At 54.2% G+C, this 23,765-nt stretch carries 20 protein-coding genes; 14 read left to right on the top strand and 6 right to left on the bottom strand.

Annotated elements, in window-relative coordinates; all coding sequences use genetic code 11:
* Positions 1-72: 72 nt before the first annotated feature.
* The 14 genes from H8L47_RS19330 to H8L47_RS19265 all read left to right on the top strand — a co-directional run bounded on the left by H8L47_RS19330 (position 73) and on the right by H8L47_RS19265 (position 19,546).
* Positions 73-726, top strand: coding sequence for a hydrolase (locus H8L47_RS19330; RefSeq protein ID WP_186955240.1), 654 nt, complete (start codon positions 73-75; stop codon positions 724-726).
* A 99-nt stretch (positions 727-825) separates the two neighbouring features.
* On the top strand, positions 826-2,676 hold the full coding sequence (locus tag H8L47_RS19325) for an amidohydrolase (RefSeq protein ID WP_186955239.1): 1,851 nt from the start codon (positions 826-828) through the stop codon (positions 2,674-2,676).
* A 12-nt stretch (positions 2,677-2,688) separates the two neighbouring features.
* On the top strand, positions 2,689-2,916 hold the full coding sequence (locus H8L47_RS19320; protein WP_186955238.1) for a DUF1427 family protein: 228 nt from the start codon (positions 2,689-2,691) through the stop codon (positions 2,914-2,916).
* 1 nt (position 2,917) lies between these two features.
* Positions 2,918-3,070: a DUF1427 family protein gene (locus tag H8L47_RS19315; protein ID WP_186955237.1), complete on the top strand. Its 153-nt coding sequence runs from the start codon at positions 2,918-2,920 to the stop codon at positions 3,068-3,070.
* A gap of 10 nt (positions 3,071-3,080) precedes the next feature.
* Complete coding sequence (locus tag H8L47_RS19310) at positions 3,081-3,488, top strand: DoxX family protein (protein WP_186955236.1); 408 nt, start codon at positions 3,081-3,083, stop codon at positions 3,486-3,488.
* Complete coding sequence (locus tag H8L47_RS19305) at positions 3,485-4,141, top strand: YoaK family protein (protein WP_186955235.1); 657 nt, start codon at positions 3,485-3,487, stop codon at positions 4,139-4,141. The genes H8L47_RS19310 and H8L47_RS19305 overlap by 4 nt, the downstream gene beginning before the upstream one ends.
* A 369-nt stretch (positions 4,142-4,510) precedes the next feature.
* Entirely contained in the window at positions 4,511-9,841 is a 5,331-nt protein-coding gene (locus H8L47_RS19300) for a cupredoxin domain-containing protein (RefSeq protein WP_186955234.1), read from the top strand.
* Positions 9,841-11,769 (top strand): YncE family protein, encoded by a 1,929-nt coding sequence (locus H8L47_RS19295; RefSeq protein ID WP_186955233.1) that lies wholly within the window; start codon positions 9,841-9,843, stop codon positions 11,767-11,769. Before H8L47_RS19300 ends, H8L47_RS19295 begins: the two co-directional genes overlap by 1 nt.
* Before the next feature lie 64 nt (positions 11,770-11,833).
* Positions 11,834-12,853, top strand: coding sequence for an SCO family protein (locus tag H8L47_RS19290; protein ID WP_222616607.1), 1,020 nt, complete (start codon positions 11,834-11,836; stop codon positions 12,851-12,853).
* Positions 12,850-14,151, top strand: a complete 1,302-nt coding sequence (locus H8L47_RS19285; RefSeq protein WP_186955231.1) for a cytochrome c/ABC transporter substrate-binding protein — start codon at positions 12,850-12,852, stop codon at positions 14,149-14,151. Before H8L47_RS19290 ends, H8L47_RS19285 begins: the two co-directional genes overlap by 4 nt.
* Positions 14,152-14,277: 126 nt before the next feature.
* Entirely contained in the window at positions 14,278-17,379 is a 3,102-nt protein-coding gene (locus H8L47_RS30100; RefSeq protein ID WP_186955230.1) for a sensor histidine kinase, read from the top strand.
* Positions 17,380-17,452: 73 nt separating this feature from the next.
* Positions 17,453-18,163, top strand: coding sequence for a hypothetical protein (locus H8L47_RS19275; RefSeq protein WP_186955229.1), 711 nt, complete (start codon positions 17,453-17,455; stop codon positions 18,161-18,163).
* A 55-nt stretch (positions 18,164-18,218) separates the two neighbouring features.
* Entirely contained in the window at positions 18,219-19,136 is a 918-nt protein-coding gene (locus tag H8L47_RS19270; protein WP_186955228.1) for a hypothetical protein, read from the top strand.
* A gap of 65 nt (positions 19,137-19,201) precedes the next feature.
* Positions 19,202-19,546, top strand: coding sequence for a hypothetical protein (locus tag H8L47_RS19265; protein WP_186955227.1), 345 nt, complete (start codon positions 19,202-19,204; stop codon positions 19,544-19,546).
* A gap of 82 nt (positions 19,547-19,628) precedes the next feature.
* On the opposite strand, the gene H8L47_RS19260 is transcribed toward H8L47_RS19265, so the two are convergent.
* The 6 genes from H8L47_RS19260 to H8L47_RS19235 all read right to left on the bottom strand — a co-directional run bounded on the left by H8L47_RS19260 (position 19,629) and on the right by H8L47_RS19235 (position 23,735).
* Entirely contained in the window at positions 19,629-20,120 is a 492-nt protein-coding gene (locus tag H8L47_RS19260; protein ID WP_186955226.1) for a hypothetical protein, read from the bottom strand.
* Between the two features lie 158 nt (positions 20,121-20,278).
* On the bottom strand, positions 20,279-21,379 hold the full coding sequence (locus H8L47_RS19255) for a zeta toxin family protein (RefSeq protein WP_186955225.1): 1,101 nt from the start codon (positions 21,377-21,379) through the stop codon (positions 20,279-20,281).
* Positions 21,372-21,689: a hypothetical protein gene (locus tag H8L47_RS19250; RefSeq protein ID WP_186955224.1), complete on the bottom strand. Its 318-nt coding sequence runs from the start codon at positions 21,687-21,689 to the stop codon at positions 21,372-21,374. Before H8L47_RS19250 ends, H8L47_RS19255 begins: the two co-directional genes overlap by 8 nt.
* A gap of 103 nt (positions 21,690-21,792) precedes the next feature.
* The gene (locus H8L47_RS19245; RefSeq protein WP_186955223.1) at positions 21,793-22,167 is read right to left on the bottom strand and encodes a VOC family protein; all 375 of its coding nucleotides are present in this window, start codon (positions 22,165-22,167) and stop codon (positions 21,793-21,795) included.
* 119 nt (positions 22,168-22,286) lie between these two features.
* The gene (locus tag H8L47_RS19240; protein ID WP_186955222.1) at positions 22,287-22,712 is read right to left on the bottom strand and encodes a DUF6714 family protein; all 426 of its coding nucleotides are present in this window, start codon (positions 22,710-22,712) and stop codon (positions 22,287-22,289) included.
* A gap of 123 nt (positions 22,713-22,835) precedes the next feature.
* Positions 22,836-23,735 (bottom strand): LysR substrate-binding domain-containing protein, encoded by a 900-nt coding sequence (locus H8L47_RS19235; protein WP_186955221.1) that lies wholly within the window; start codon positions 23,733-23,735, stop codon positions 22,836-22,838.
* Positions 23,736-23,765: the final 30 nt, after the last annotated feature.

The raw sequence follows: 23,765 nt of genomic DNA, 5'->3' as shown, positions 1-23,765 counted from the left end.
AATCTGGCACCAATTAATTTCCACTATTTTTTTACCCATTTATCCACCCTCATTTAAACGAAGGAAAACATCATGCCTATCGCAAAAGCAGAACCAGGTAAAGCCCTGTTGAACCCGACTAACCACACCCTGATCATGATTGATCACCAGCCGCAAATGGCCTTTGCCACCAAGTCTATCGACCCGGTGACACTGCGCAATAATGCCGCCCTGGTGGCCAAGGCCGCCAAGGAATTCTCGGTTGCCACTATCCTGACTACTGTGGCAGAGAAGTCTTTTTCCGGCCCCATCTTTGAAGAAATCAAAGCGGTATTCCCGGATGAAAATATCGTTGACCGTACCACCATGAACACCTGGGAAGATGGCCGCATTGCCGAACTCGTCAACGCCAAGGGCAAGGACAGAATCGTGCTGGCTGGCTTGTGGACATCGGTCTGCATCGTTGGCCCGGCCATCTCTGCACTGGAGCAAGGTTTTGAAGTGTATGTCATCGCCGACGCTTGTGGTGATGTCTCTGACGAAGCCCATCAGCGCGCCATGGAGCGCATGATACAAATGGGCGCACGTCCTATGACATCCTTGCAATACCTGCTTGAATTGCAACGTGACTGGGCACGCGGCGAGACTTACAACCAAACCGTAGCTACTGCCATCACCCACGGCGGCGGCTATGGCCTCGGCTTGATCTATGCGAAGAGCATGTTCAATGGCGGCGAAGGCCATTAATCGCTGGTAGTTAACACACCCTAGCAATACCCGACCCGGCCATGCAATAGAGAGTTTGCATGGCCGGGTCAATCATTGAATTTCCAAGAGGTAAGCACCATGCACGCAGATCTGATACTCCATAACGGCCAGTTTCACACGGTAGACCGCAGCCAGCCACTCGCCTCGGCGGTGGCCATCAAGGATGGCAAGTTCCTGGCCGTTGGCGATACAGAAAGCGTGATGCGCTTCAAGAACGACAGCACCAAAGTCATCGACCTGCAAAAACGCTGCGTCATCCCCGGTCTGAATGATTCACATATCCACCTGATACGCGGTGGCCTTAACTACAATCTCGAATTACGCTGGGAAGGCGTGCCCTCCCTGGCCGATGCCTTGCGCATGTTGAAAGAGCAGGCGCTGCGCACACCGCAGCCGCAGTGGGTGAGGGTAGTGGGTGGCTGGACAGAGTTCCAGTTCGCTGAAAAACGCATGCCCACGCTGGATGAAATCAATGCCGCTGCACCAGATACGCCAGTGTTTGTCCTGCACCTGTACGACAGGGCGCTGCTGAATCGCGCGGCCTTGCGGGCAGTGGGTTACACCAAAGACACCCCCAATCCGCCCGGTGGCGAAATCCAGCGCGATGCTGCAGGCAACCCCACCGGCATGCTCATCGCCAAACCAAATGCGATGATACTGTACGCCACCCTGGCCAAAGGCCCCAGGCTGCCGCTGGATCTGCAAGTCAATTCCACCCGCCAGTTCATGCGTGAATTGAACCGCCTGGGCCTGACCAGCGCCATTGATGCCGGTGGTGGTTTCCAGAATTATCCTGAAGACTATGCGATTATTGATCAGCTCGCCAAAGAGCAGCAGTTGACCATACGCATCGCCTATAACCTCTTCACCCAGAACAAGGGGCAAGAGCTGCAAGACTTTGAACGCTGGAGCGGCATGGTCAAGCCTGGCGATGGCAATGATTTTTACCGCCACAATGGTGCGGGTGAAATGCTGGTATTTTCAGCAGCCGACTTTGAAGATTTCCTGGAGCCACGCCCGGAACTGGCCGCAGGCATGGAAGATGAACTCGAAAAAGTCGTGCGCCATCTCGTCAGCCAGCGCTGGCCTTTCCGCCTGCATGCCACCTATGACGAATCCATCAGCCGCATGCTGGATGTGTTTGAAAAAGTAAACCGCGAAATCCCTTTCGATGGCCTGCACTGGATGTTTGACCATGCCGAGACGATTTCAGAACGCAGCATAGAGCGCGTGCGCAAGCTTGGTGGCGGCATCGCCATCCAGCACAGGATGGCTTTTCAGGGCGAGTATTTTGTAGAACGTTATGGTGCCGATGCCGCCCGCGCGACACCACCTGTCGCCAAAATGCTGGAGATGGGCGTGCCTGTCGGGGCAGGCACCGATGCCACCCGCGTCGCCAGTTACAACCCCTGGACAGCGCTCTACTGGCTGGTCTCTGGCCGCACTGTTGGTGGCTTGCGTTTGGCCAGTGTCAATGCCCAATTGTCACGCGATGCCGCGCTTGAATTATGGACGCTGGGCAGTAGCTGGTTCTCCAATGAACAAGGCAAAAAAGGCCAGATCAAGGAAGGCCAGTTCGCCGATCTGGCTGTGCTCTCCGCTGATTATTTCAGCGTACCTGAAGAGAGCATTAAACACCTGGAATCAGTGCTCACCATCGTCGATGGCAAGATCGTCTATGGTGCGGCAGAATTTGGCCCGCTGTCGCCACCAGCCATACCAGTGTTGCCAGACTGGTCGCCCGTCAAAAAGGTCAGCGGGCATTATCGCGCAGTGCCAGCAACCCAACAAACAGCCTTGCCGCACCAGTGCCGTGGCGCTTGCGGCGTGCATGTACACAGGCATGATATGGCGCGTGGTGCGAATGTGCCAGTCTCTGATTTCTCAGGGTTCTGGGGTGCGCTGGGTTGCAGTTGCTTCGCATTTTAAGAGAGTACTCATATGCGTTATTCAAAAATTTTACTGGGCTTGCTCATCTCCTTTGTGACGGGAGCAGGCTGCAACATGCTGCACATCCCCGTGCCGTCGCCACCGGTATTGAGCGGGGCTTTTTTGGTGTTCGCCATGAGCCTGGGTTACTGGCTGGTGGATCGCTACACACAAGCGTGCGAGGCCAAACACAAGACCTTGTGTGGCGGCCATGCACTCGACGAGAAGAAGGGAAACTGAGATGGATATCGCTATAGGGGCATTTCTGGGCCTGGCTATCGGCGGCTTGTGCCGCTGGCTGGATATACCCTCGCCAGCACCACCAACGCCAGTTGGTGCCTTGCTGGTTGTCGCCATGACCGTGGGTTATCTCGTCGCTGGTCAGTTAGCTTGAAAGACTGACCATGAACTTTTCTCAACGTTTATCCTTGCCAGCCAGGCCAGAGCTGGGTTTGCTTTTCCTGCGGCTGGCAGGAGCCTTTATGCTCTTGTATGTGCATGGCCTTCCCAAAGTCCTGCACTACAGCACCGAGCTGGCACAGATTGATGATCCGCTTGATCTGGGCCGTGGCCCCACTCTATGGCTGGCTCTGCTGGCAGAAATCGCCTGCCCGCTGCTGATTGCGGCAGGCGTCTTGACGAGGCTGGCCTGCCTGCCCATCATCTTCTTGCTGCTGGTATCCATGCTGGCAGTACACCCGGACTGGAGCATCGCCGAAGGCCAGTTTGGCTGGCTCTTGCTCATCATTTTCAGCACCGTCGCCCTGGCCGGACCGGGCGCGTATGCAATCAGCAAGGGCAAAACCGCATGATCAACAAAAACACGCTGGGCATGGCCCTGGGTTTTACCGCAGGCTATGTCGATACCGTGGGCTTTGTCGCCCTATTTGGTTTGTTCACTGCCCATGTGACGGGCAACTTTGTGCTCATCGGTAGCGAGCTGGCCCACCCCAGCCATGGTGTGCTGATCAAGTTTCTGGCTTTCCCTGCCTTTATCCTCGCGGTGGCACTGGCGCGCATCGTCGCCGTCAGGCTCGAAGCCAGCGGAAAATCCGCAGCGCGTGCGCTGACCGGCATGCAGTTGCTGTTCTTGCTGGTCTTTATGTTGCTGGGCTATTTGTCCAGCCCGGTGCAAAGCACCGATGCAGTCTTGCCTGTGCTGGCCGGCATCGCCGGTGCTGCCGCCATGGGCATACAAAATGCGGCCAGCCGCCTGGTCTGGACCGAGCTGGCACCCACCACCGTGATGACGGGCAACGTCACCCAGATCGTGATTGATCTGGTTGATATCATCAGAGGCAGCGCTGCCGCAGGCACCAAAGCCCGTTTGTGGAAATTCTTGTGGCCGGTGCTGGCCTTTGGCGTGGGCGCAGTGGGCGGGGCGTTTGCGTATATGGTTGCAGGGTTTTTCTCACTGGCTTTGCCTGTGGTGATGTTGTGTTTTGTATTTGGGTTTGCTGAGTGAGTTTGAAGCACTGTAGGCTGGGCCGGGCCTCGCTAGTATCGTAGGTGGGGCTACGGGGTATCAGCCCAACACTGGGCCTAAGCAGGCATCCTGGTTATGTAAACGCCGAGTGTTGGGCCGGGCCGGGCCAGGCTAGGCTTCATCAGCCCAATCTAGATGTCCACCACCCCATGCTCACACGAGCTGTATTAAAAACACAACGCCCTTCCCACCCTCACTAAAATATTTCCTCTGATTGCAAAAAATTCAAGAAGTTGGAGTATAGTGAACTTGGTAATATAAAAAATACATTCAAAAATATAAACAGTCGGCAAGTCTGCATGGCTGCGTCAAGCTTTATTGCCCTCACTTTCTTGAAATGGAACAGAGATGAAAATCCTTTCTATGATAGGCGGTAGCCTCGCCCCCATGCTATTCATGCTCGCAGCCCAGACTCAAGCTGCGCCAGATAATTCAGTTGCAGCGCGTTGTGAGCGCACCATTACGGCAGACGTGGTGGCGATAGATCAGGCCATGATGATTAATCGCCTCGGCACTTCGCAACCGGGCGGCATGGTGTATGCGCTGCGGGGTGATGTGGTTGCGGTCAGCGGCAGCACGCCAGGGCCGGGCAATGCGCAATTGCGGCCAGGCAAACGTCCGCGGCCCATGGTCTTGCGGGCGAATGTGGGTGACTGCCTGATGGTCAATTTCCAGAACTGGCTCAAACCGGCCAATGTCAATCCTAATCCGCAGACAAAAAATGCCTCAGTCCATATCGCAGGCATGGAACTGGTGTCATCCATCAGGGATGATGGCAGCTTTGTTGGCAATAACGCGTTTTCACCTTCGGGCAATGATAGCGGCATCATCGCCCCTGGCAGGTCCATGACCTATCGTTTGTATGCGGCAGAAGAGGGCAGCTTTTTACTGTATAGCCTGGCCGGGCAAGAGCAATTGACTTATGGTTTGTTTGGTTCTGTCAATGTGCAGCCACGCGGCTCAGAATGGTATCGCAGCCAGGTCACGCAGGCTGAAATGCAACTGGCATCGGCGAACGGTACTGCGGGTTACCCGGTGATTAATTATGGTGCGCTGCTACCTGGCAGCAGCAAGCCGGTATTGAAAATGCTGGATGCAAGAAATAACATTGTCCATAGCGATCTGACGGCCATCATCACCGGACCTAACCATGGCCCTTTCACTGTGAGTGGCGCACGCAATCCATCCTATCCCAACCCGGAATCGCCATACCGTGAAGTGACGGTGATGTACCACGACTCTTTCTCACTGGTGCAGGCCTTCCCCCAATTGGCGGATCCACATAATGTGCTCAGCGGTGCCAATGATGCGTTTTCCATTAATTATGGTTCAGCAGGCATTTCTGCTGAAATCCTCGCCAATCGTCTCAAGGTCGGGCCGACTGCTGATTGCCCTGAATGCAAGTTTGAAGAATTTTTCCTGAGCTCGTGGGCGGGTGGTGACCCTGCCATGGTGGTCGATAATCCAGCCAATCTGACATGCTCGCCCCAGCCTTGCACCCCGCCCAAAGCGACCGTGGCGTACTACCCGGATGATCCATCGAATGTGTATCACACTTACCAGGGTGATCGCGCCCGTTTCCGTGTCTTGCATGCGGGGCAGGGGGTATTTCATGTGCATCATCACCATGCCCACCAATGGCTATATTCACCGGACAGTGATACCAGCAGTTACCTCGACAGTCAGACCATAGGCCCAGGTACATCTTACACCATGGACCTGGTCTATGACGGCAGCGGCAACCGCAACCTGACACCGGGTGACTCTATCTTCCATTGCCATTTCTATCCGCATTTTGCCAGCGGCATGTGGGCCTTGTTCCGCGTGCATGATGTGCTGGAACTGGGCACGCCTCTTGGCAGCGACGGCAAGCCCAGGGCTGGTTCACGGGCGCTGCCTGATGCCGAGATTCTGGCTGGCACACCCATCCCTGGCCTAGTGCCCTTGCCAACCCGTGCAATGGCACCATTGCCTGCGGCAGTGCATATCGATAAAGGCCAGGTCAAAGTGACTGGCGCGGGTAACCCTGGTTATCCCTTCTTTGTACCGGGCATCGCCGGGCACCGTGCGCCGCATCCACCCAATGATTTTGCCGTCGAGAATGGCGTAGCACTAAATGGTGGCTTGCCACGCCATCTGATCACCGGTGGCACAATTTCTGTAGACAAATACACGCAGACTGACTTTACCAAGGAAATGGGCCGTATCAACGCCATAGAATTGCCGGAGCAGGGCACCGTCACAGAACAGGCGGCAATGGCCATGCATGAACAAAAATCAGTTGCTACCTGGTTGCCAGATGGCCGCCCCGCGCAGTTTGCCATGAATGGTTTGCAGCGTGCGCCTGGTGCGCCGTTTGCCAACCCAGCCAGAGGTGCTACCGTCACACCGCCAGTTCGCATCTACAAGGGTGCCGCCATGCAGACTGATGTTGTGCTCAATAAAAAAGGCTGGCACTTCCCGCAGCAACGCATACTGGCTTTGTGGCAGGATGTGAAACCGATACTGAGTGGTGACAAGCCACCAGAACCCCTGTTCTTCCGCGCGAACAGCAATGACGTGGTGGAATACTGGCATACCAATCTCGTGCCCAGTTATTATGAGCTGGATGATTTCCAGGTGCGCACACCCACCGACATCATCGGCCAGCATATCCATCTGGTGAAGTTTGATGTGCTTGCCTCTGACGGTGCCGCCAATGGCTTCAATTATGAAGACGGTACTTTCAGCCCCGACGAAGTGCGCGCCCGCATCACCGGCATCAATCAGGCTGGTGGCATCGCCGTGAACGGCAAACAAGTCAGGCTGACACCCAAAGCCATAGCCAGCTTTGGCGATGGCCCTACACCCGGCAGCAAGCAGTGGGTGGGTGCACAGGCGACGGTGCAGCGCTGGTGGGTTGATCCGGTAATGGACAAGCAAAAAGCCGACCGCACCCTGTTGACCGTATTTACGCATGACCATTTTGGTCCGTCTACCCACCAGATGGTGGGCCTGTATGCCGGGCTGGTGGTAGAGCCAACAGACTCACGCTGGACTTCGATCGATGGTAAAACCTGGCTGGGTGGCCGTAGCGATGGTGGTCCCACCAGTTATGCAGCCAACATCTTGCCACGCCAGGGCAAGGCCTACCGTGAATTTGCGCTGGCTGTTGCAGACTCACAATTTGCCTATTTGCCATCCAGCCGTACCAGCTTTGATTGCTATCCCGGCCAGGACCCCATATACAGCGGTTGCAAGCGCAGCGCAAATGGTACTTACACTGGCTGGGCTGATCCGCTCAATGGCATCAACTGCGTTGGCTGTTCGCCGGTGGCAATCAGCAAGCCGGTCAATCCGCCTACTCCGCCTAAGACCAAGCCAAGTATCATTGGTGGTTTTGGCATCGGTGTATCGGTACTCAATTACCGCAATGAATCCCTGGCCTTGCGGGTGGCGTCCAGCAATGGAGCAGTCAATTCAGGCACGGACCTGGCAGGCTCTTACCGTTCCATTTTACGTAATGACGCACAACTGAACGTACAACCAGCGGGTGGTGCCAACATCAATCCAGGTTGCGTAAAAACCGCCGCGAATAACTGCTTTACTTTCCCAAGGCAGCCAGTCAGTGCGCAGATGGCTGGCACTGATCCCTTCACGCCGATCTTGCATGTCTATGAAAACGACCCTGTGCAATTACGCATCATCGATGGCGCATTGGTGGGTAACCATACCGTCACTGTCAATGGCAACAAATGGTTGTTCGAGCCCTTCGATACCAACTCTGGCTACCGTGGCAGCCAGACCATGGGCTTGTCCGAGCATTTTGAAACACTGTTCACCATCCCGCAAACCGGCAAGGCGCAGTCGCTCGATTATCTGGTCAACGCCAGCAATGCCTATGATGGCAATGTCAGTGGTGCCTGGAGCCTGATGCGCAGTCATAATAATCAGGTGTCATGGCTCTCGCCTTTGCCTGGCAATTCCAGCATCAGGCCGGTTGCCACCACCATGCCAAACCTGCCCACTGATTGCACAGCGCGCGGCCCTTGCGTACGTCAGTTCAAGGTATCAGCCACGACCATACAACAACTGCTCGGTTCCAATAACCCGCTACTCTACAACAGCCGCGGTGCCAAGCTGACGAATGGCCAGTTCTCGAAAGATACCCTGAACGACCCCAATGCCATCGTGTATGTGCAAGATCAGGACTTGAACCCGAACGGCACCTTGAAATCCGGGCTCAATATTGAACCGCTGGCCTTGCGTGCTGCTGCTGGCGATGTCATCAAGCTGCAATTGACCAACCGCGTCAATGCCAGGGCTCCTGTATTTACCACATCTGAGTCTGCGGCAAGGCCTAATCTTGGTTTTACAGAAGCCTATGCCAACATCAATCTGCTGCCGTCTACCCAGGCAGGTCTGCATCCACAATTGCTGGCGATGGATGTCAGTCATTCAGATGGCATGAACGTCGGCCTCAATCCTGTTCAGACCGTCGCTGCCTGCAATCCGGCACCTTGCACTGGTACTCCGCCATCCATTACCTACACATGGTATGCCGGTACCCTGCAAAACGAGAACGGCGTCACAAGGGCCACACCGGTAGAATTTGGTGCCCTCAACCTGACACCGGCCGACCCGCTGATGCAGGCTTACCATGGCTTGTTTGGCGGCATGATCATCGAGCCTCTCGGTGCGAAATGGCAAGACGATCCAGGCACGCATATCTCCAGCACGGTGTCGCCTGCGGTGGGCAAGCCTTTCCGTGATTTTGCGGTCTTCATGCAAACCGATATCGCCATGCAATACCAAGGCAAATCACTGTACGGCGCGGGCACACCCATGATGGCGGTCAACTACCGTAGCGAGCCTTTCTTCTATCGTTATGGAACCAAGACCAATGTAAATCTGGCTGCGATCGACACCACTGCAGAAGTGTCAAATACCCTGGTCAATAGTGATCCGCAAACACCGGTCTTCCGTGCCAATGCAGGCACGCCAGTACGCTTCCGCCTGTTTGGCCCACTTGGGTTGGCTGATAGCATGAATGTATTTGAGCTGACTGGTCATCAATGGCAGTTTGAGCCTTATGCCGATAACTCTACCAGGATAGCCAGTAACCCAGCCTCACTATCGACAGGTACCCAGTCCGGCTATGGTACGACCTCGCACTTTGATGTGGTAGTGGATAAGGCAGGTGGATCATTCGCAGTGCCAGGCGACTATTTGTACCGCAGCTGGCCCAATGGCCAATATGGTACTGGTGGCTGGGGCGTATTCCGCGTCAGTCCTGCTCCACAGATTACTGCCGGATCAGTCACAGCAACAGTGCAGGAAGTGTTTGCCGATATCGTCGTGATTGACAATGTGGTGTCGGTTGAGGGCATTCTTGAAGTCACCGGTAGCGTCACGGTGCGCCCCGGCAGCGTGCAATGGGAGCAGGCAGACTCTGTCACCATCATGGCTGACGGCAATGTGCTGGGTAAGGTCGCCGTTGACCAGACTGGGCGCTGGCAATTCAAGGGCAAAGCGACTACGCCCAGCATGCTTGAAGTGCGCTCTGCTTTTGGTGGACTGGCGCAGCACAGGCAGGCAGCGACCATCTTGACCGCGAGCAAGAATGCAATAGAGTCTGTAGAAAAACAGATCGAGTCAGCCGAGTTGCCATTGAAAATAATAGAGCGACGGAAGCGTTAATGGGGTACGTCACATTGAGCAAGTTCGCCTATAACCTTGGCTATCAACGCAATGGCTGGCATCAAGCCCTGGCGGGCCTGGTGCTGGCGACCGCGCTGGCAGTTGTTTCTACAGGCAAGGCCAGCGCAGCATCGGTGCCTGAAAGTAGCACCAGGCCAAATCAGGTGATCAAGGATGGTGTCTCCTTGCAATTGGAGATGTCACAGTCCATGCAGGAGGGGGCAGAGGCACGCTTCACCCTGAGCCTGCGCGATGCGGCGAGTGCCAATCCCATCCGCAATGCGCGCCCGATAGCCTGGGTCGATGGCTTAAGTAAAGGGGATGGAAGCAGCGAGCAGGCCTGCCGTCGCAAGGTCGCCACCTTCATCGGTGGCGATTTGCTGCATGCACCTGCACTCAGCCTGAATGCCTATTACGTGCTGGCCCTGAATGAAGACAATTCCATCTCCGTCATCAATCCACAAACAGGCTTTGGCGGTTCCAAACTGCTGACCATGGTGATACTGCATGGGCCAGGGCAAGACTGGTTGCTGACACCCGAGCAAAACCTGTTGGTCAGCCAGCCACAGGTGCATGAAGTGGCGCTGGTTGATACCCGCAACTGGCAAGTCAAAACCCATGTGCCCGTACCTGGTCATCCGGGGAAAATGGCTTTGCGCCCTGGCGCGCAGCAAGTATGGGTATTGACGGACGATGGCGTGACCATATTGTCAGCATCCAATGGCCAGGTGCTGGCAGCAATCAAGACGGGACTGGGCCACCACACGATCGCCTTCAGTGATGACGGCAAGAGCGCATTCGTTAGCAATGCCGCAGACAACAGCATCAGCCTCATCGACGCGAGCAGCCTCAAGAAAGCTGCTGATCTCACAGCTGGCACCAGGCCTGTCGCCATGGCTTGGTCATCCAAGGCGCAACTGCTGTACGTCGCGCATGAAGGCGATGGCCAGATTGTCGCCTTTGATGTTGCAGGCAAACAGGTGGCAAGTATCAAGGCGCTGCCCGGCATATCCACCATCCGCTTTACACCCGATGGCCGCTACGGCTTTATCCTCAATCCACAAAAAAACAAACTCGATTTGCTCGATGCTGCTACCAACCAGATCGTGCAAGGCGCAGACATTGCACATGGGCCAGACCAGGTCACGTTTTCTGATCGCATGGCCTATATCCGGCGACGCCACAGTGAAATCGTGCAGCTGGTGCCGCTCGATGCTATAGCACATAACATACAGGCAGGACAGCCACTGGCGCTGGCATCAGTCAGTAATGGTCAAAAAGCCTTTGACCAGGGCCGCAGCGCAAGCAGCCTGGCAGACACCACCGTGATGGTGCCCAATGGTGCCGCCGCCTTGCTGGCCAACCCCGCTGACCGTACCATCTATTACTACCAGGAAGGCATGAGCGCACCCGCAGGCAGCTTCCGCAATTACGGCCACGAGCCGCGTGCCGTACTGGTGCTGGACCATAGCCTGCAAGAACGCCAGCCCGGTCTATACCAGGCCAGTGCCCGCTTGCCCAAGGCTGGCAATTACCAGGTAGTGTTTTATCTCGACTCGCCCAAGATGTTGCATTGTTTTCCGATCACAGTGCAGGCTGATCCAGCCAAACCACCTGCAACACGTTATGCGGTGACACTGGCTGGAACTGCGCCAGCCTTGAGCAAAGGAGAAAGCCAGAAACTGCAATTCGCTATCCGCGATGCGCTCAGTGGCCAGCCAAAGACCGGTATTCCTGATTTGCAGGTCTTGCTGTTTAATACAACGGGTAATCAACAACTACAACTGGATGCACAGGAACAAAAGAACGGCGACTATGGCATCGACTTTGCGCCATCCGTCAGTGGGCATTACTATGTCTACTTCCAGGCAGCATCGCTGGGCATGAGCTGGAATCAATCGGCACGACTGGTATTGACGGTGAAATAAAGACTGACTGGAGTGTATCAATATGAAGCAAATGATAAAAAACCTACCAGACATAATAAACAAAGTGCTGCTACTCATAGTGTGCAGTGTCTTGTTCGTAGCAATACCATCTGCACAGGCAGCCATGCGCTCGATACCAGAAGCTCAACTGGTCAACCAGGATGGCAAGAACGTCGCCTTCTACCGTGACCTGGTGCAAGGCAAGACAGCCGTTGTCAATTTCATCTTCACCTCCTGCACCATGATCTGCCCCACCCAGACCGCCACCTTGCGCCAGGTGCAACGCGACCTCGGTACGCGGGTAGGGCGCGACGTGGTATTTATTTCTGTCAGCATAGACCCCAACACCGACCAGCCTGCGCGACTCAAAGCCTTTGCACAGCAATTTGAAGCTGGCCCCGGCTGGCAGTTTTTGACGGGTAACAAAGCCGTCGTCGATAAATTATTGCGTGCCCTCAATGCCGGTGTTGGCGATATCAGCAACCATAGCGGCCTGGTGCTGGTCATCAATGAAAAGAAACAGGCCTGGCAACAACTGGCCAGCATGCCTGAGGCCAAGCTTATTCAGAGTACTGTTGAACAAGTGGCTGGCCCCGACCCTGCCATGCAGGCAGCCAATGGCCGCTACTTTCCCAATTTGCCTTTGCAAACGCAGGATGGCAAGACCGTGCATTTTTTTGATGATGTCATGAAAGACAAGATCGTACTGATCAATTTCATGTTCACAACTTGCCCTGGTATCTGCTCACCCATGACGGCTAACCTCGCCAGGGTGCAGCCACTGCTTGACCCACGCGTGCAAATGGTCAGCATTACCGTTGACCCGGACACGGATACTCCCAAGGTCTTGAAAGACTTTGCCAGCAAATTCAAGGTGCGCCCCGGCTGGTTATTTTTGACTGGCAGTACAGACAACATCACTGCAGTCGCAAAAAAACTCGGCGGCAGCGGTGACGACAAAGATGCCCACAGCGGCATTCTATTGGCAGGCAATGTACAGACAGGCGACTGGAAAAAAATCTATGCGACTGCAAAGCCCGAAGATATCGCCCTGGCCGTAGGAAGATTGTTGCCCGCACGATGAAGGCAAGGTTGTGGACTACGCTGTCCGTCTTGCTCTGGCTGTTCTGTGCTGACATTGCCAATGCCGCAGATGATCAAGACTGGCAACGCGGCCAGGCCATGTACCAGAAGGGCAGCAACGGCCAAGCCGCCTGTGCACGTTGCCATGGCAACCAGGGCCAGGGGCGCGAAGAGGGCGGATTGCGTGCGCCGCCACTGGCAGGCAAGCCAGACCGCCAGCATCTGGAACGCGCTCTGTTTCAAGGCGTGGGCAGCAATGGCCAGCCCCTGCATCCTCTCATGCCACGCTACCACATCGATGCCGCAAGCCTTGATGATTTACTCGCCTACCTGAACGTCATTGGCAAGGATACGCCAGGTCTCGCTGACACCGCGCTACGCGTCGGCGTCTCTTTACCAGATAAGGCTTACGGTGCTGCCATACAGGCAGGCTTGAACAGGGCTTTTGATCAGGTCGCCAATGGTTTGTATGGGCGCAAGCTGGAACTCATCGTTAATCCTGCACCAGACCAGGTGTTTGTCGAAGTCGCCAGATTGCAAACACGCCATTCCGCAACTGAGGCCAGGGTCTTGCCAGACATTGGCGCACTACCCTTACCAGGTGTTGTTAATTTTTCCGATGCGCTTGCACCAAACAGCTTCAAGCTTTTGCCCTCTCTGCGCGAGCAAGCCAGCACCTTGCTGACCCAGGCTGCGATAGACTATCGCGGCAATGCTCCCGCCAATAAGGCGATACAACAACTGACCCTGATCTATGACCTGGACAATGATCCCGGCTTGCATACATTGCTCAAAGAGTTGCGCGCGCAAGCACGGACAAATCATCAATCACTGCGTGAGCAAATATGGTCAGCTAAGGTCCGTAAGCCCGGCGAAGCGGTGATTTATCTTGGCAATGCCGCCAACCTGCATGAAGTAATGGCACGCACAGGTGATGGTTTGGTATATGCCAGCGCCATCCACATAGGCGAGGCCAGCCTGCAATTGCCACCCGCGCAAGCCGCCCGCCTGCGTCTGCTATTACCGTGGCACACCAGTAGCCCCATGTTTGACTTGCCCGCCGCCTATGGCGACGCCGCCTATGCAGCAGGCATGGTACTCATAGAAGCACTCAAACGCAGTGGCCGCCAGCTAGGTCACGCAGAACTGTTGCAGCAACTGAACCAGCTCAGGGATTTTACTGTTGCCGGATTTGGCAAAATAAGTTTTCACCCCGGCCAGCAGCATGGCACCCACGGCGGGCAATTGCTCGCTGCCGATGCCGTGCATGGCGTATTCACTGTGCTGCGTAGCTGGTAAACGCCTCTCATCACACGCGCAGAAAAATCTGGCCTAAAAGGCAATACACTATCTTTTGTCCTGTTCTTGCAAACTTGGTTAGACTGTAGGCTATCAACTGTTTATTTATCGCCCAGGATCACGCACGTGTTTTTTACCAAATGGCAGACCTTGCTCAAAACCGGCATGGCTGCGTTCATGTTCAGTTCCCTTTTGATTGTTCACTGGCCAGCCGCCGCGGCTAAGCTCAACAATTCGACCGTCACCACCACTCAGCCCAGCCGCCTGCTGTCTGACTATACCCACACCGCCTGGAACGGCCTTAACGGCGCACCCGTAGACGTACTCAAATTTGCCCAGACCACCGATGGCTGGTTGTGGATGGCCACGCCCACAGGCCTGTTCCGCTTTGATGGGGTACGCTTTGAACGCATGGATAAAGTCCAGGGCCACGCCCTGCGTTCCAGCAATGTGCTGGGTTTGCTGGCCCCTCCCGATGGCAGCCTGTGGGTAGGTTACCGCCTGGGTGGCATCAGCATGTTCAACAAGGGCAGCGTACGCAATTTTACTGAGGCAGACGGCCTGCCGGGCGGCACCGTTATGAGCATGACCCTGGGCCCAGACGGCACGATCTGGGCTGCCACCCGTGAAGGGCTGGCATCGTTGATACCAGGCGCGCAGCGGTTCAATGCCGTTAGCCCAGAGACCGGCTTGCCGCGTATCCTGGCCCGACAAATCCTGTTTGACAAGGCCGGTGTGCAATGGGTATCAGTCCAGGGCGGTGTCTATTACCGCCAGCCGGGTGAAGCCCGCTATACCCAGGCCTGGCCCAGGCTCGATTTAATGGCCATGGCAGAAAGCCCCGACGGCACACTGTGGGCATCGGACGGCACCTATAAGTTCTACCGCATGCATACCAGAGCACCGGCAAATAATCCTGCACCCAAGCCCGAGATAGAAGGCAACGGCATGTTCTTTGACCGCGAAGGCGTCATGTGGATTTTGCGTACACACGCACTCGAACGCCGCCGAGCTCCCTGGCCAGCCAGCAGCGGCACCGATCAGCTGTTAACCAAACAAAGCGGCATGAGTGGCCCGCTGCCGCAAACTTTTTTCCAGGACAGGGAAGGCAATATCTGGATAGGCACGTCCCACGGGCTAGACCGCCTGCGCCGCAACCGCCTGCAGATATTGCCGGTGGCGCTGCCGTTTGACCATCCTGCCATGGCTAGTGCTGGCGATGGAGAAGTCATCACCGCTGATTTTGCCGGGCCTGTACGCAGCTTCAAGGCCAATGGCGAGCACCAGCAAGTACTGGATACGCATTTCAGCATGAGTTATCGTGCTGACGATGGCAGGCTTTGGCTGGGTAACGATAACGCACTGTGGCAACGCGATGTAGGCAGATTCAGGATTTTTCCCATGCCGCCCGATATTACAGGCAACCAGATCCAGGCCATGGTCATTGACCAGAAAAATCAAAAATGGGTATCGGTATCGCGCAAGGGTCTGTTCCATTTAAATGAGGGTAAATGGCAATTGCAAAGCGGCCTCAATGGCCTCCCCACCGAGACCGTCATGAGTCTGACCAAAGATGCCGCAGGCCGAGTCTGGGCTGGCTATCTCAAGAACCACATCGCCCTCATTGACGGCAAGCGCATACAAGTCTTAGGTGACGCCCAGGGGTTGGCGCTCGGCAATGTACTGGCCCTGCAAACGGATGAAGAGCGGCTCTGGGCCGGTGGCGAATTTGGTCTGGCTATGTACGATGACAAGCGCGATGGCAAACGCTTTGTGCCAGTCAAGATCAGCGGTGGGCAGCCACTGCGTGGCATCTCCGGCATTGTCCGCACCGCTACTGGTGACCTGTGGTTGCACAGCGCCGACGGCATTATCCATATCCCTGCCAAAGAAGTCGAACAGCTATTGCGTGACCCCACCCATGCCGCAAACCATGAACGCTTCACAGCACTTGATGGCTTGCTCGGCAGCGCACCGCAACTACGCCCACTGCCTTCGCTCATCGAAGGCAGTGATGGCAGGCTATGGTTCTCAACCGCCAGCGAAATCGCCAGCATCAACCCCCAGCACATCGCCCGCAATGCATTGCCACCATCTGTACAAATTACCGCCATCCACGCGGCAGGCAAAGACTACGCAGCACAGGCTGCACTGCAATTGCCAAAAGAAGAGCGTGATATACAGATCAGCTTTACCGCACTCAGCCTCAGCATGCCAGAGCGCATCCGCTTTCTATATCAACTGCAAGGCTATGACAAGGGCTGGCAAGACCCGCAGGGGCGGCGCGAAGCCTTCTACACCAATCTGCCACCGGGCAATTATCGCTTCATGGTCAAGGCCGCCAATGAAGATGGTGTATGGAACGAGCAAGGCGCGACCATGCAGATAGGCATCACCCCCGTCTTCACAGAAACACCCTGGTTCATCGCCTTGCTAATCGCGCTGGCCGCTGCCTGCCTGTATGCCATCTACCTGCTGCGCGTGCGCTACCTGACGGCCCACATGCAAGACCTCATGCATGAAAGACTGGCAGAACGCGCCCGCATCGCCCGTGGTCTGCACGACACCCTGCTGCAAAGCGTGCAAGGCCTCATCATGTATTTTGACAGCCAGGCCCGCCGCCTGCCCAGCGATTCAGAAGAACGCGCCAAGCTGGAACAAACCCTGGACCTTGCCGACCAACTCATGGTCGAAGGCCGCGAACACATCATGGACCTGCGCAGCGAATCCGTGCCCGAAGAACTCGAAGACGCACTCCAGCAATACGGCAGCATCCTGCTCAATGAACGTTTCACCCTCATCCAGCGCGGCAAACCACGCTGGCTGTGCGAACCCATACGCAATGAAATCCACGCCATCGCCCGTGAAGCCCTGCTCAACGCCGCCCGCCACTCCAACGCCAGCAAGGTCACGCTAGAACTCGAATACCAGCGCGACCACTTCACCCTGCGCATCGCCGACAACGGCCAGGGCCTCCCCCCCGCCATCGCCGACGCAGGCCAGCGCGAAGGACACTGGGGCCTGGTAGGCATGAAAGAACGCGCAGAGGCCATGGGCGCAAACTACCTCATGAAATCAGTGGCAGGCGAAGGCACGGCGATACAGGTCAGGTTGCCAGCGAATTTGGCTTACACCATGCCAGTGGGGGCGGGGTTTGATGGGGGGAAGGGGAGGTGGTTGGCGAGGGGTAAGGCCTTGTTTGCTCGATCGGTTCATGGTCGGCAGTGACAAAGAATTCCGCTTTCTTTCAATGGCCAGATATACTCTTAAAACAAGCAGGTAAATAGCGATCAGGACGAATATGCCAGTATCAAGAACAGGACAATTTCTCGAAACATCGGATCTGGGCATTACTCATTCACTTGGTATCGAAAGTGCGCAGCTAGCGGATTGCATTGCCGAGATTGAGCAGCGTCATATCCAGGGCATCTTTGCCAATCCAGATTTTGGTTTCGAAGAAAGTAATCTGGACTTCTTGACTCAACTCCCTCAGATACGACAACTTTGGTTTTGGGACATTAAGCTGAAAGATGTCGGCGGTATATACCATCTGGAAAACCTTGAATATCTGGGGATTTTCCCCAAGCGCCCAGCGATAGATTTCTCTCGTTTTCCTAAGCTTGCAACAATGGTGTGGGAACCTGTCAAAAATGATGCAGGACTCGAAAAACTTAGCTCCTTGAATCGCTTGCATATCTGGCGATATAAATCAAAAGACTTGAGTTTTTCTGCACTTCAGTTGCCGGTGTCATTAAGGGAATTGGCATTCAATTGGTGCAACCAGGAATCACTACTCCATTTGCCTCAGTTACCTAATCTTGAAAAGCTGGAGATTCACTATTGCCGTAATCTAAAATCACTGAACGGATTGATGACGATTGCACCAAATTTGAAGAGACTGACTGTAGACAATTGTGCAAATCTTGAATCAGTGGAAGAGGCGCTGGCGATGAATCTCGACGATATTTATATACGAATGCGAGGGAAGATCGTAGTGAACAAAGGCAAATAAATTAAGCAATCAGGTGTGGACTTTTCCTTACATTTAAAATTCAAAGCAGATAAAAATGGGACACCGAACCATACTTGTAATTGGCGACAATTTCCTGGATCAGCTTGGCAAGTTTCAGCGTACTGAATATGCCGATCCTCTTTCGAAGTATGTACTTTCAGTTGAAATATTGGACAAAGCAAAGGCGTATTACGAGAAAGGGTCCAAAGCCGAAGACAGCTTTTTGAATTGGGTAAAGAGAATGTACGTGGTCGACATTCTTATAGATGGCAACGAACCTGATTTAACTGGGGCACAAAAAAATGGCTGGATAGTGCTGAATGCGAACGGTGAAATTTCTTCGGTGATTGAGCGCACAATTCCGGAAGGTTTCTTTGACTGGTTTGAAGGCACGCTCAGTTATTGGAAATTGAAGCCTGACGCAGCAGGGGTAGATGTGAACTTGGCCGAAGAATTTTCTGTCGTTACTGGTTTTGCAGGTTCCGCCAAAAAATCGGCGATTGATCTCACCAGCATGTGGGAAATTGTAGATAGATGCACAGCCGAACGCTGGGAGCAGGCAATGGTAGCCTGCGGGTCGCAAAGCTGGGAAGCTTTTGATACTCTCTGGTCTAAGTACAAAACGGATAAATACAATGATGAACTTTATCAAAAAACCTATACAGAATGGGCTGAGCAGCCATCCGTAAAGGCTATATCTACCATGCTTTGCCCTGACGAGTCACTTTGGGACGAACTTTCTCGGGAGGAATTGCATTTGAAAAATCTCCTATGGAAGTATCCAAATCACAATGCTATCGACAGGTTACGCCTACCAAGAAATGCGTATATAAACAGCTATGATCTTGGCCATCTGCTGAACTATTCAGGAGTTATCAAAGACGGCGTATTTCTGAAAGACCCGGATGAAAGAGCACTATTTGATAGTCTTGCAGATGATACGCTGTTGACGATAGCCTATGTCCATTCTTGAATCGAAGCTGCAATTACCGCATCCAGAATTTCACTGTTTTTTAAAGTGCTCAAGACTTCGTCGTCATGTCAAAAATAACCATCTCTATCGCAACGCCAACCCGTAGTTTGGAAGCAGTCAAATTAATCAGAGCTGTCGTAGGCTTATCGATTGATTCCATAGTCAGCAAATTGTCCAGCGGTAAAGACGGTATTTTTTTTTGCGGCGAACTCTTTTTGAACGATCATCCAGAAGCGGATCATAATATTCGCGCGCTGCTGTCTGGATTGACAAGTCTGGGACTTGAACCATTTATCATGGAAATTTCAGAATACGAGTCATGGGACGAGGTAGAAAATTTTGATAGCGTCAGAATCAGTGTGAAAGAGCTTATAGGGGGGCTGGATGACGCTGCGGGCAGATATTTTTAGCGCATAGCAGCGTTTAGCAGCGCGCAATCGCCCGTCAGGTTAGACTTGTATTAGCGTCATACCTGACCCTGCCCCCGCGCAATTACGAAAGGTTTGGTTTTTGAAGTGAAACTAAAACAAGTCGCCCATCATTTATCGAATAGGAAATATGTATCTGGACTTCAGCTTTGTTATCCCAACGATCCGCCGCAAGCGTTCCATCCTCTCTAAATCTTTGCCAAGTCGGAACTCCGAGTTTTGAGATCATATCTTCATGCTTCATGGTAAAGCTAAGGCCAAACGGAATATCACTGCGAAACTGCGAATAGCTATCCCTTCCTTCTGCATAGAGAAATATTCCAGAGAAGTATAGGGGGCCGGACCCTAGTGCCTGCGTCTTCTTGCCTAAAAACATGGCATCATCTGTAAATACGAAGCATATACCGTCGATTGGTCGCTCAATGTAACAATCAAATTCTCCTTCTGGAAGAACTAACTCGTTTGTCAAATCGATGCCGATACTACTGAATTGTAATGCGAGTGATGACGTTGAAACATCCTTGCCTAAATGCGAAATAAATAAATTTAAGTTCATTACTTTACTTGTTAAATTCCATAGCTATGGAAATGCAAGAATATCAGTGTTGTAATCGGCTCGCCGCTGAAAATCAAGCCGAGACAAGCATTAGAATTTAATGATAGAGAATCAATGAATTAGAATGTGTGTTTACGAAATCCAACCCTTCGTCCTAATTATTTGATCTTGCTCGCAGAGATACTCGCACCTGACAATACAGGTTCGATCTGCCTCTCCAGAAGTTTGCTAGACGGTGATACTGGCATGCTCAGCAAACTCATGTCGTCTTGAGATGGTGCATCAGTCTTTTTGGCATGAACTTGCTTGTCATTTTTTGCATCGCCCAGCCTGACCTCGGAACTTTTATCGGATATTGCGTCAGGTGTGTCTTTCAATGTGCCGGACGCATGGGGTGCCTTGCTCATTTCCGTTGCGAGGCGTTTGGCTTCGGTGATTTCCGCTTCTGGTGCCTGGCGTTTCGTCATCGAGGTCACAACCGTTTCCCAATCCTTTGCATAGGCTTGTAATTCCTGGCTGCGCAAAGGACGCTGACGTTCTTGTTCCAGGATTTTTGCAGCCATTGGCGTGGTAGTGCCATGCAAGCCTGCTTCTCGATTATCAAACAGGACGTTCATGCCACGATCGAGAACCTGGACCTTGGCACCGTACTCTGCCTGCTTGACTTCAGCGAGGTGCAGGGTTTTTGGTAAGCCCTCATACGCTGCCCCTTCAACATTTGGTGGCACCCAGCGTGGCTGCTGGCTTTGCTTGCCCTCTTCAAAACGTTTGAGCACGCCCAGGTGGCTGACTTCTGGCTGCACTGCCAGACCGCGCACGATAATGTCGTAGCCTGCCTCTTTCAAGACAGCAAATTGCTTCTCGGCATTGGCCGGGCTGCCCAGCGTGCCATCGACCAGGATATTCCGCCTGTTTTCAACCGCTGAAGCAAACAGTTTTTTACTCCATGCACTGGCATCTTCGTGGCTCAGGTCAGCGGCAATTTTTTCAGTTTCCGGATTACGCTGCCATGCCTGGTACTTGGGGTGATTCTCTCTCAGGGCATCGACGTCAATGACGATGGTATTTTCCTTTTGCAGTTCTTGCTCTGCCTTGCGGGTCAAACCACCTTTGCCTGAGCCTGGCTGCCCACCCAGAAAAATGGCGGTAAGCTGTTCAGACCCTTCAACTGCGCGCGTCCGCGCCAGCATGGGCGCTTCGATACGTTCCCTGAAAATCTTCTCGTGCCGTTCATCTGGCAATTTTCCATTATTATCCATGGCTGCCCGCAACCTTCATGAAAGCGACTCTTTGCGCCTGTTCTGCTTCCAATTGTGCGCCATAGTTCACCACGGCTTTTTCGAGTTCGTCATGACTGAGCAAGGCAATATCCCATCGCAAAGCATCATAGGCACTTTGCTCCTGCACCAGCCGTTGTATGAGTGCCTGATCAGGCGATGCCTTATCGTCTTCGTCTCCCAGCCATTCTGAGCGAATGCCGATCAGACCACCGATAATGTTTTTCACCCGGTCGATCAGTTGATCGCGGACATACTCTTTTTCGTCAAACTCGTTGCTTGTATTGTTCATGGCATCCTTCCATCGTATTTCCATAATGATATCTCATCTGCTATCCTCATCCAGAAATCTATGGGTTCTCATGCGAAAGTTCCAAAGGCGGGGATATGGCATATCAGGTTTTTGGCGGCTCCCACAACTCCACCCGGTTACCCTCAGGGTCCATGACCCAGCCAAACTTGCCGTATTCTGACTCATCCACCTTGGCATCGACATAGCAGCCTTCGGCACGCAAGGCGACGAGCAGGGCGTGCAAATCATCGACGCGGTAGTTGATCATGAAGGGTTGGGTGCTGGGGGCGAAGTAGGTGGAGTCTGCCGGGAATAATGACCAGGCTGTTTTCGCGTCAGTGCTGGCACCATTGGCGTCGAATACTGCGCCGCCCCATTCGCTCAAGTCAAAACCAAGATGTTCGCGATACCATGCACCCAGGACTTTGGGATCTTTTGCTTTAAAAAACACACCGCCTATGCCAACTACACGTTTCATGCTGCCTCCTGGTAGATGTCTGCTGAAAAGTCGTTGTTCTTGAATCACCACCTGGCACAGATGCTACCTGAGTAGATCAGGCGATGCAAACAGTAGCCTCGTCAGCGTTGAAACACTATTCAACCATGCTCATCCACTTTATCAAGAAATCTGTGTATCCGTGCGCACTTGTCATCGTAGGGGCCAGAGTCTCGCTCTTGAAAGTACGATAGGTAAGCGCGCACTGCTGATCTCTGCAAAGCATTCAGCCTTGACGCCATTGTCGGGCCTTCAGAGCTGGCAAGTCTGGATAATATACCTTCTGCGTTGGTGTCAGACACTTCCGGTTCTTCGATGTCGGCAATCAGGTATGCGGGCAGGTAATAGACAAATGCCTCGTCGGTAAAAAATGTGAGTGCATGAGTCAGGCGGCGCAGTTGTGCAGCACTTTGCCCCTGCCATGGCTTGTTGCTGAAGTAGTCGGCAACGCCCTCGTCGTCATAAGTTGGCTGCGAGATGTTGTCTGGCTGCGGTGGTGTTGCGTCTGTCCAGGCAGTTCTTATCATTGTAATGAGATCGGGTTTTGTGAGCATGTTGTTATGTAGGAAAAGACGAATTTGATCTGAAAGTTTTTGATATGACATGGCTGCGTAATGTTGCTGTAGCCTGCGCGACCACCCTTCCAACCGTTACGCCGCCCTGAGCTGCTGGCCCATATCTTCCCCCATCAAGGCCTCCACAATAATCTCGCGCAGTCGCTGCACTGCCACGGCTGGCTCGGCTTCAAGGCGGTGCAGGCTCAGGCCCAGTATGGGTAAGGCGGGCAGGGTGGGGTTATCGATGATGCGCAGGTGATTGGGCAGGCCAACGGCGGTGCGCACGGTCACGCCCAGGCCTGCGGCGACGGCGGCCCAGATGCCGCTGAGACTGGGGCTGGTGAAGGATAAACGCCAGGGAATGTTGGCGCGGTCCAGCGCGCTGGTGGCGCAACTGCGCATGAGGCAGGGCGCTTCGAAGGCGACTAGGGGCAAGGGTTCATCGCCGGAATAGCTGGCTTGCAGTTGTGGGTATGCCGCACCTATCCAGTGCATGGCAAAGTCGCACAGGTGCTCGCTGTGCGGGGTAGTGATGTCGCTGTTCCAGGTCAGCGCCAGGTCTAGCTGGCCGCTGGTGATGAGGTCGAGCAGGGTGGCGTTGCGGGCGATTCTGGCTTCTATCCTGACCCTGGGGTGGGCGCGGGCGAAGCGGCCCAGCACGTCGGTGAGTATGCGTTCGCCAAAGTCTTCGGGTATGCCCAGCCTGATCCAGCCTTCGAGGTCAACACCGCGCACGGCAGCGGCGGCTTCGTCATTGAGTTCCAGCAGGCGGCGGCTATAGGCCAGCAGGGTTTCGCCCGCTGCCGTCGGCAGCATGCCGCGCCCGGATTTGCGCAGGATGGGGCTGCCGACCTGGTCTTCCAGTTTCTTGAGCTGTGCGCTGACGGCCGAGGTGGAGCGGCCCAGCCTGTCTGCCGCCTTGGCAAAGCTGCCCAGTTCTATGCCGGTCACAAAGGTGCGCATGACGTCGAGGTCAAAGGTGATCTTGCTCACTGGCTTATTCCTTTTGTTTATTTTTTGTCC

Source organism: Undibacterium umbellatum (assembly GCF_014284125.1).
Taxonomy (GTDB): Bacteria; Pseudomonadota; Gammaproteobacteria; order Burkholderiales; family Burkholderiaceae_D; genus Undibacterium; species Undibacterium umbellatum.
The sequence above is the reverse complement of the archived record's forward strand: the minus strand, read 5'-3'. Positions and strand labels throughout refer to the sequence as shown.

Bases quoted from the DNA above. Each gene is read 5' to 3' on its own strand.
- H8L47_RS19315 (WP_186955237.1), top strand. From the start codon at position 2,918: ATGGATATCGCTATAGGGGCATTTCTGGGCCTGGCTATCGGCGGCTTG.
- H8L47_RS19300 (WP_186955234.1), top strand. From the start codon at position 4,511: ATGAAAATCCTTTCTATGATAGGCGGTAGCCTCGCCCCCATGCTATTC.
- H8L47_RS19255 (WP_186955225.1), bottom strand. From the start codon at position 21,379: ATGGATAATAATGGAAAATTGCCAGATGAACGGCACGAGAAGATTTTC.
- H8L47_RS19295 (WP_186955233.1), top strand. From the start codon at position 9,841: ATGGGGTACGTCACATTGAGCAAGTTCGCCTATAACCTTGGCTATCAA.
- H8L47_RS19325 (WP_186955239.1), top strand. From the start codon at position 826: ATGCACGCAGATCTGATACTCCATAACGGCCAGTTTCACACGGTAGAC.
- H8L47_RS19250 (WP_186955224.1), bottom strand. From the start codon at position 21,689: ATGAACAATACAAGCAACGAGTTTGACGAAAAAGAGTATGTCCGCGAT.
- H8L47_RS19265 (WP_186955227.1), top strand. From the start codon at position 19,202: ATGTCAAAAATAACCATCTCTATCGCAACGCCAACCCGTAGTTTGGAA.
- H8L47_RS19320 (WP_186955238.1), top strand. From the start codon at position 2,689: ATGCGTTATTCAAAAATTTTACTGGGCTTGCTCATCTCCTTTGTGACG.
- H8L47_RS19245 (WP_186955223.1), bottom strand. From the start codon at position 22,167: ATGAAACGTGTAGTTGGCATAGGCGGTGTGTTTTTTAAAGCAAAAGAT.
- H8L47_RS19330 (WP_186955240.1), top strand. From the start codon at position 73: ATGCCTATCGCAAAAGCAGAACCAGGTAAAGCCCTGTTGAACCCGACT.
- H8L47_RS19270 (WP_186955228.1), top strand. From the start codon at position 18,219: ATGGGACACCGAACCATACTTGTAATTGGCGACAATTTCCTGGATCAG.
- H8L47_RS19305 (WP_186955235.1), top strand. From the start codon at position 3,485: ATGATCAACAAAAACACGCTGGGCATGGCCCTGGGTTTTACCGCAGGC.
- H8L47_RS19285 (WP_186955231.1), top strand. From the start codon at position 12,850: ATGAAGGCAAGGTTGTGGACTACGCTGTCCGTCTTGCTCTGGCTGTTC.
- H8L47_RS19240 (WP_186955222.1), bottom strand. From the start codon at position 22,712: ATGATAAGAACTGCCTGGACAGACGCAACACCACCGCAGCCAGACAAC.
- H8L47_RS19275 (WP_186955229.1), top strand. From the start codon at position 17,453: ATGCCAGTATCAAGAACAGGACAATTTCTCGAAACATCGGATCTGGGC.
- H8L47_RS19310 (WP_186955236.1), top strand. From the start codon at position 3,081: ATGAACTTTTCTCAACGTTTATCCTTGCCAGCCAGGCCAGAGCTGGGT.
- H8L47_RS19260 (WP_186955226.1), bottom strand. From the start codon at position 20,120: ATGAACTTAAATTTATTTATTTCGCATTTAGGCAAGGATGTTTCAACG.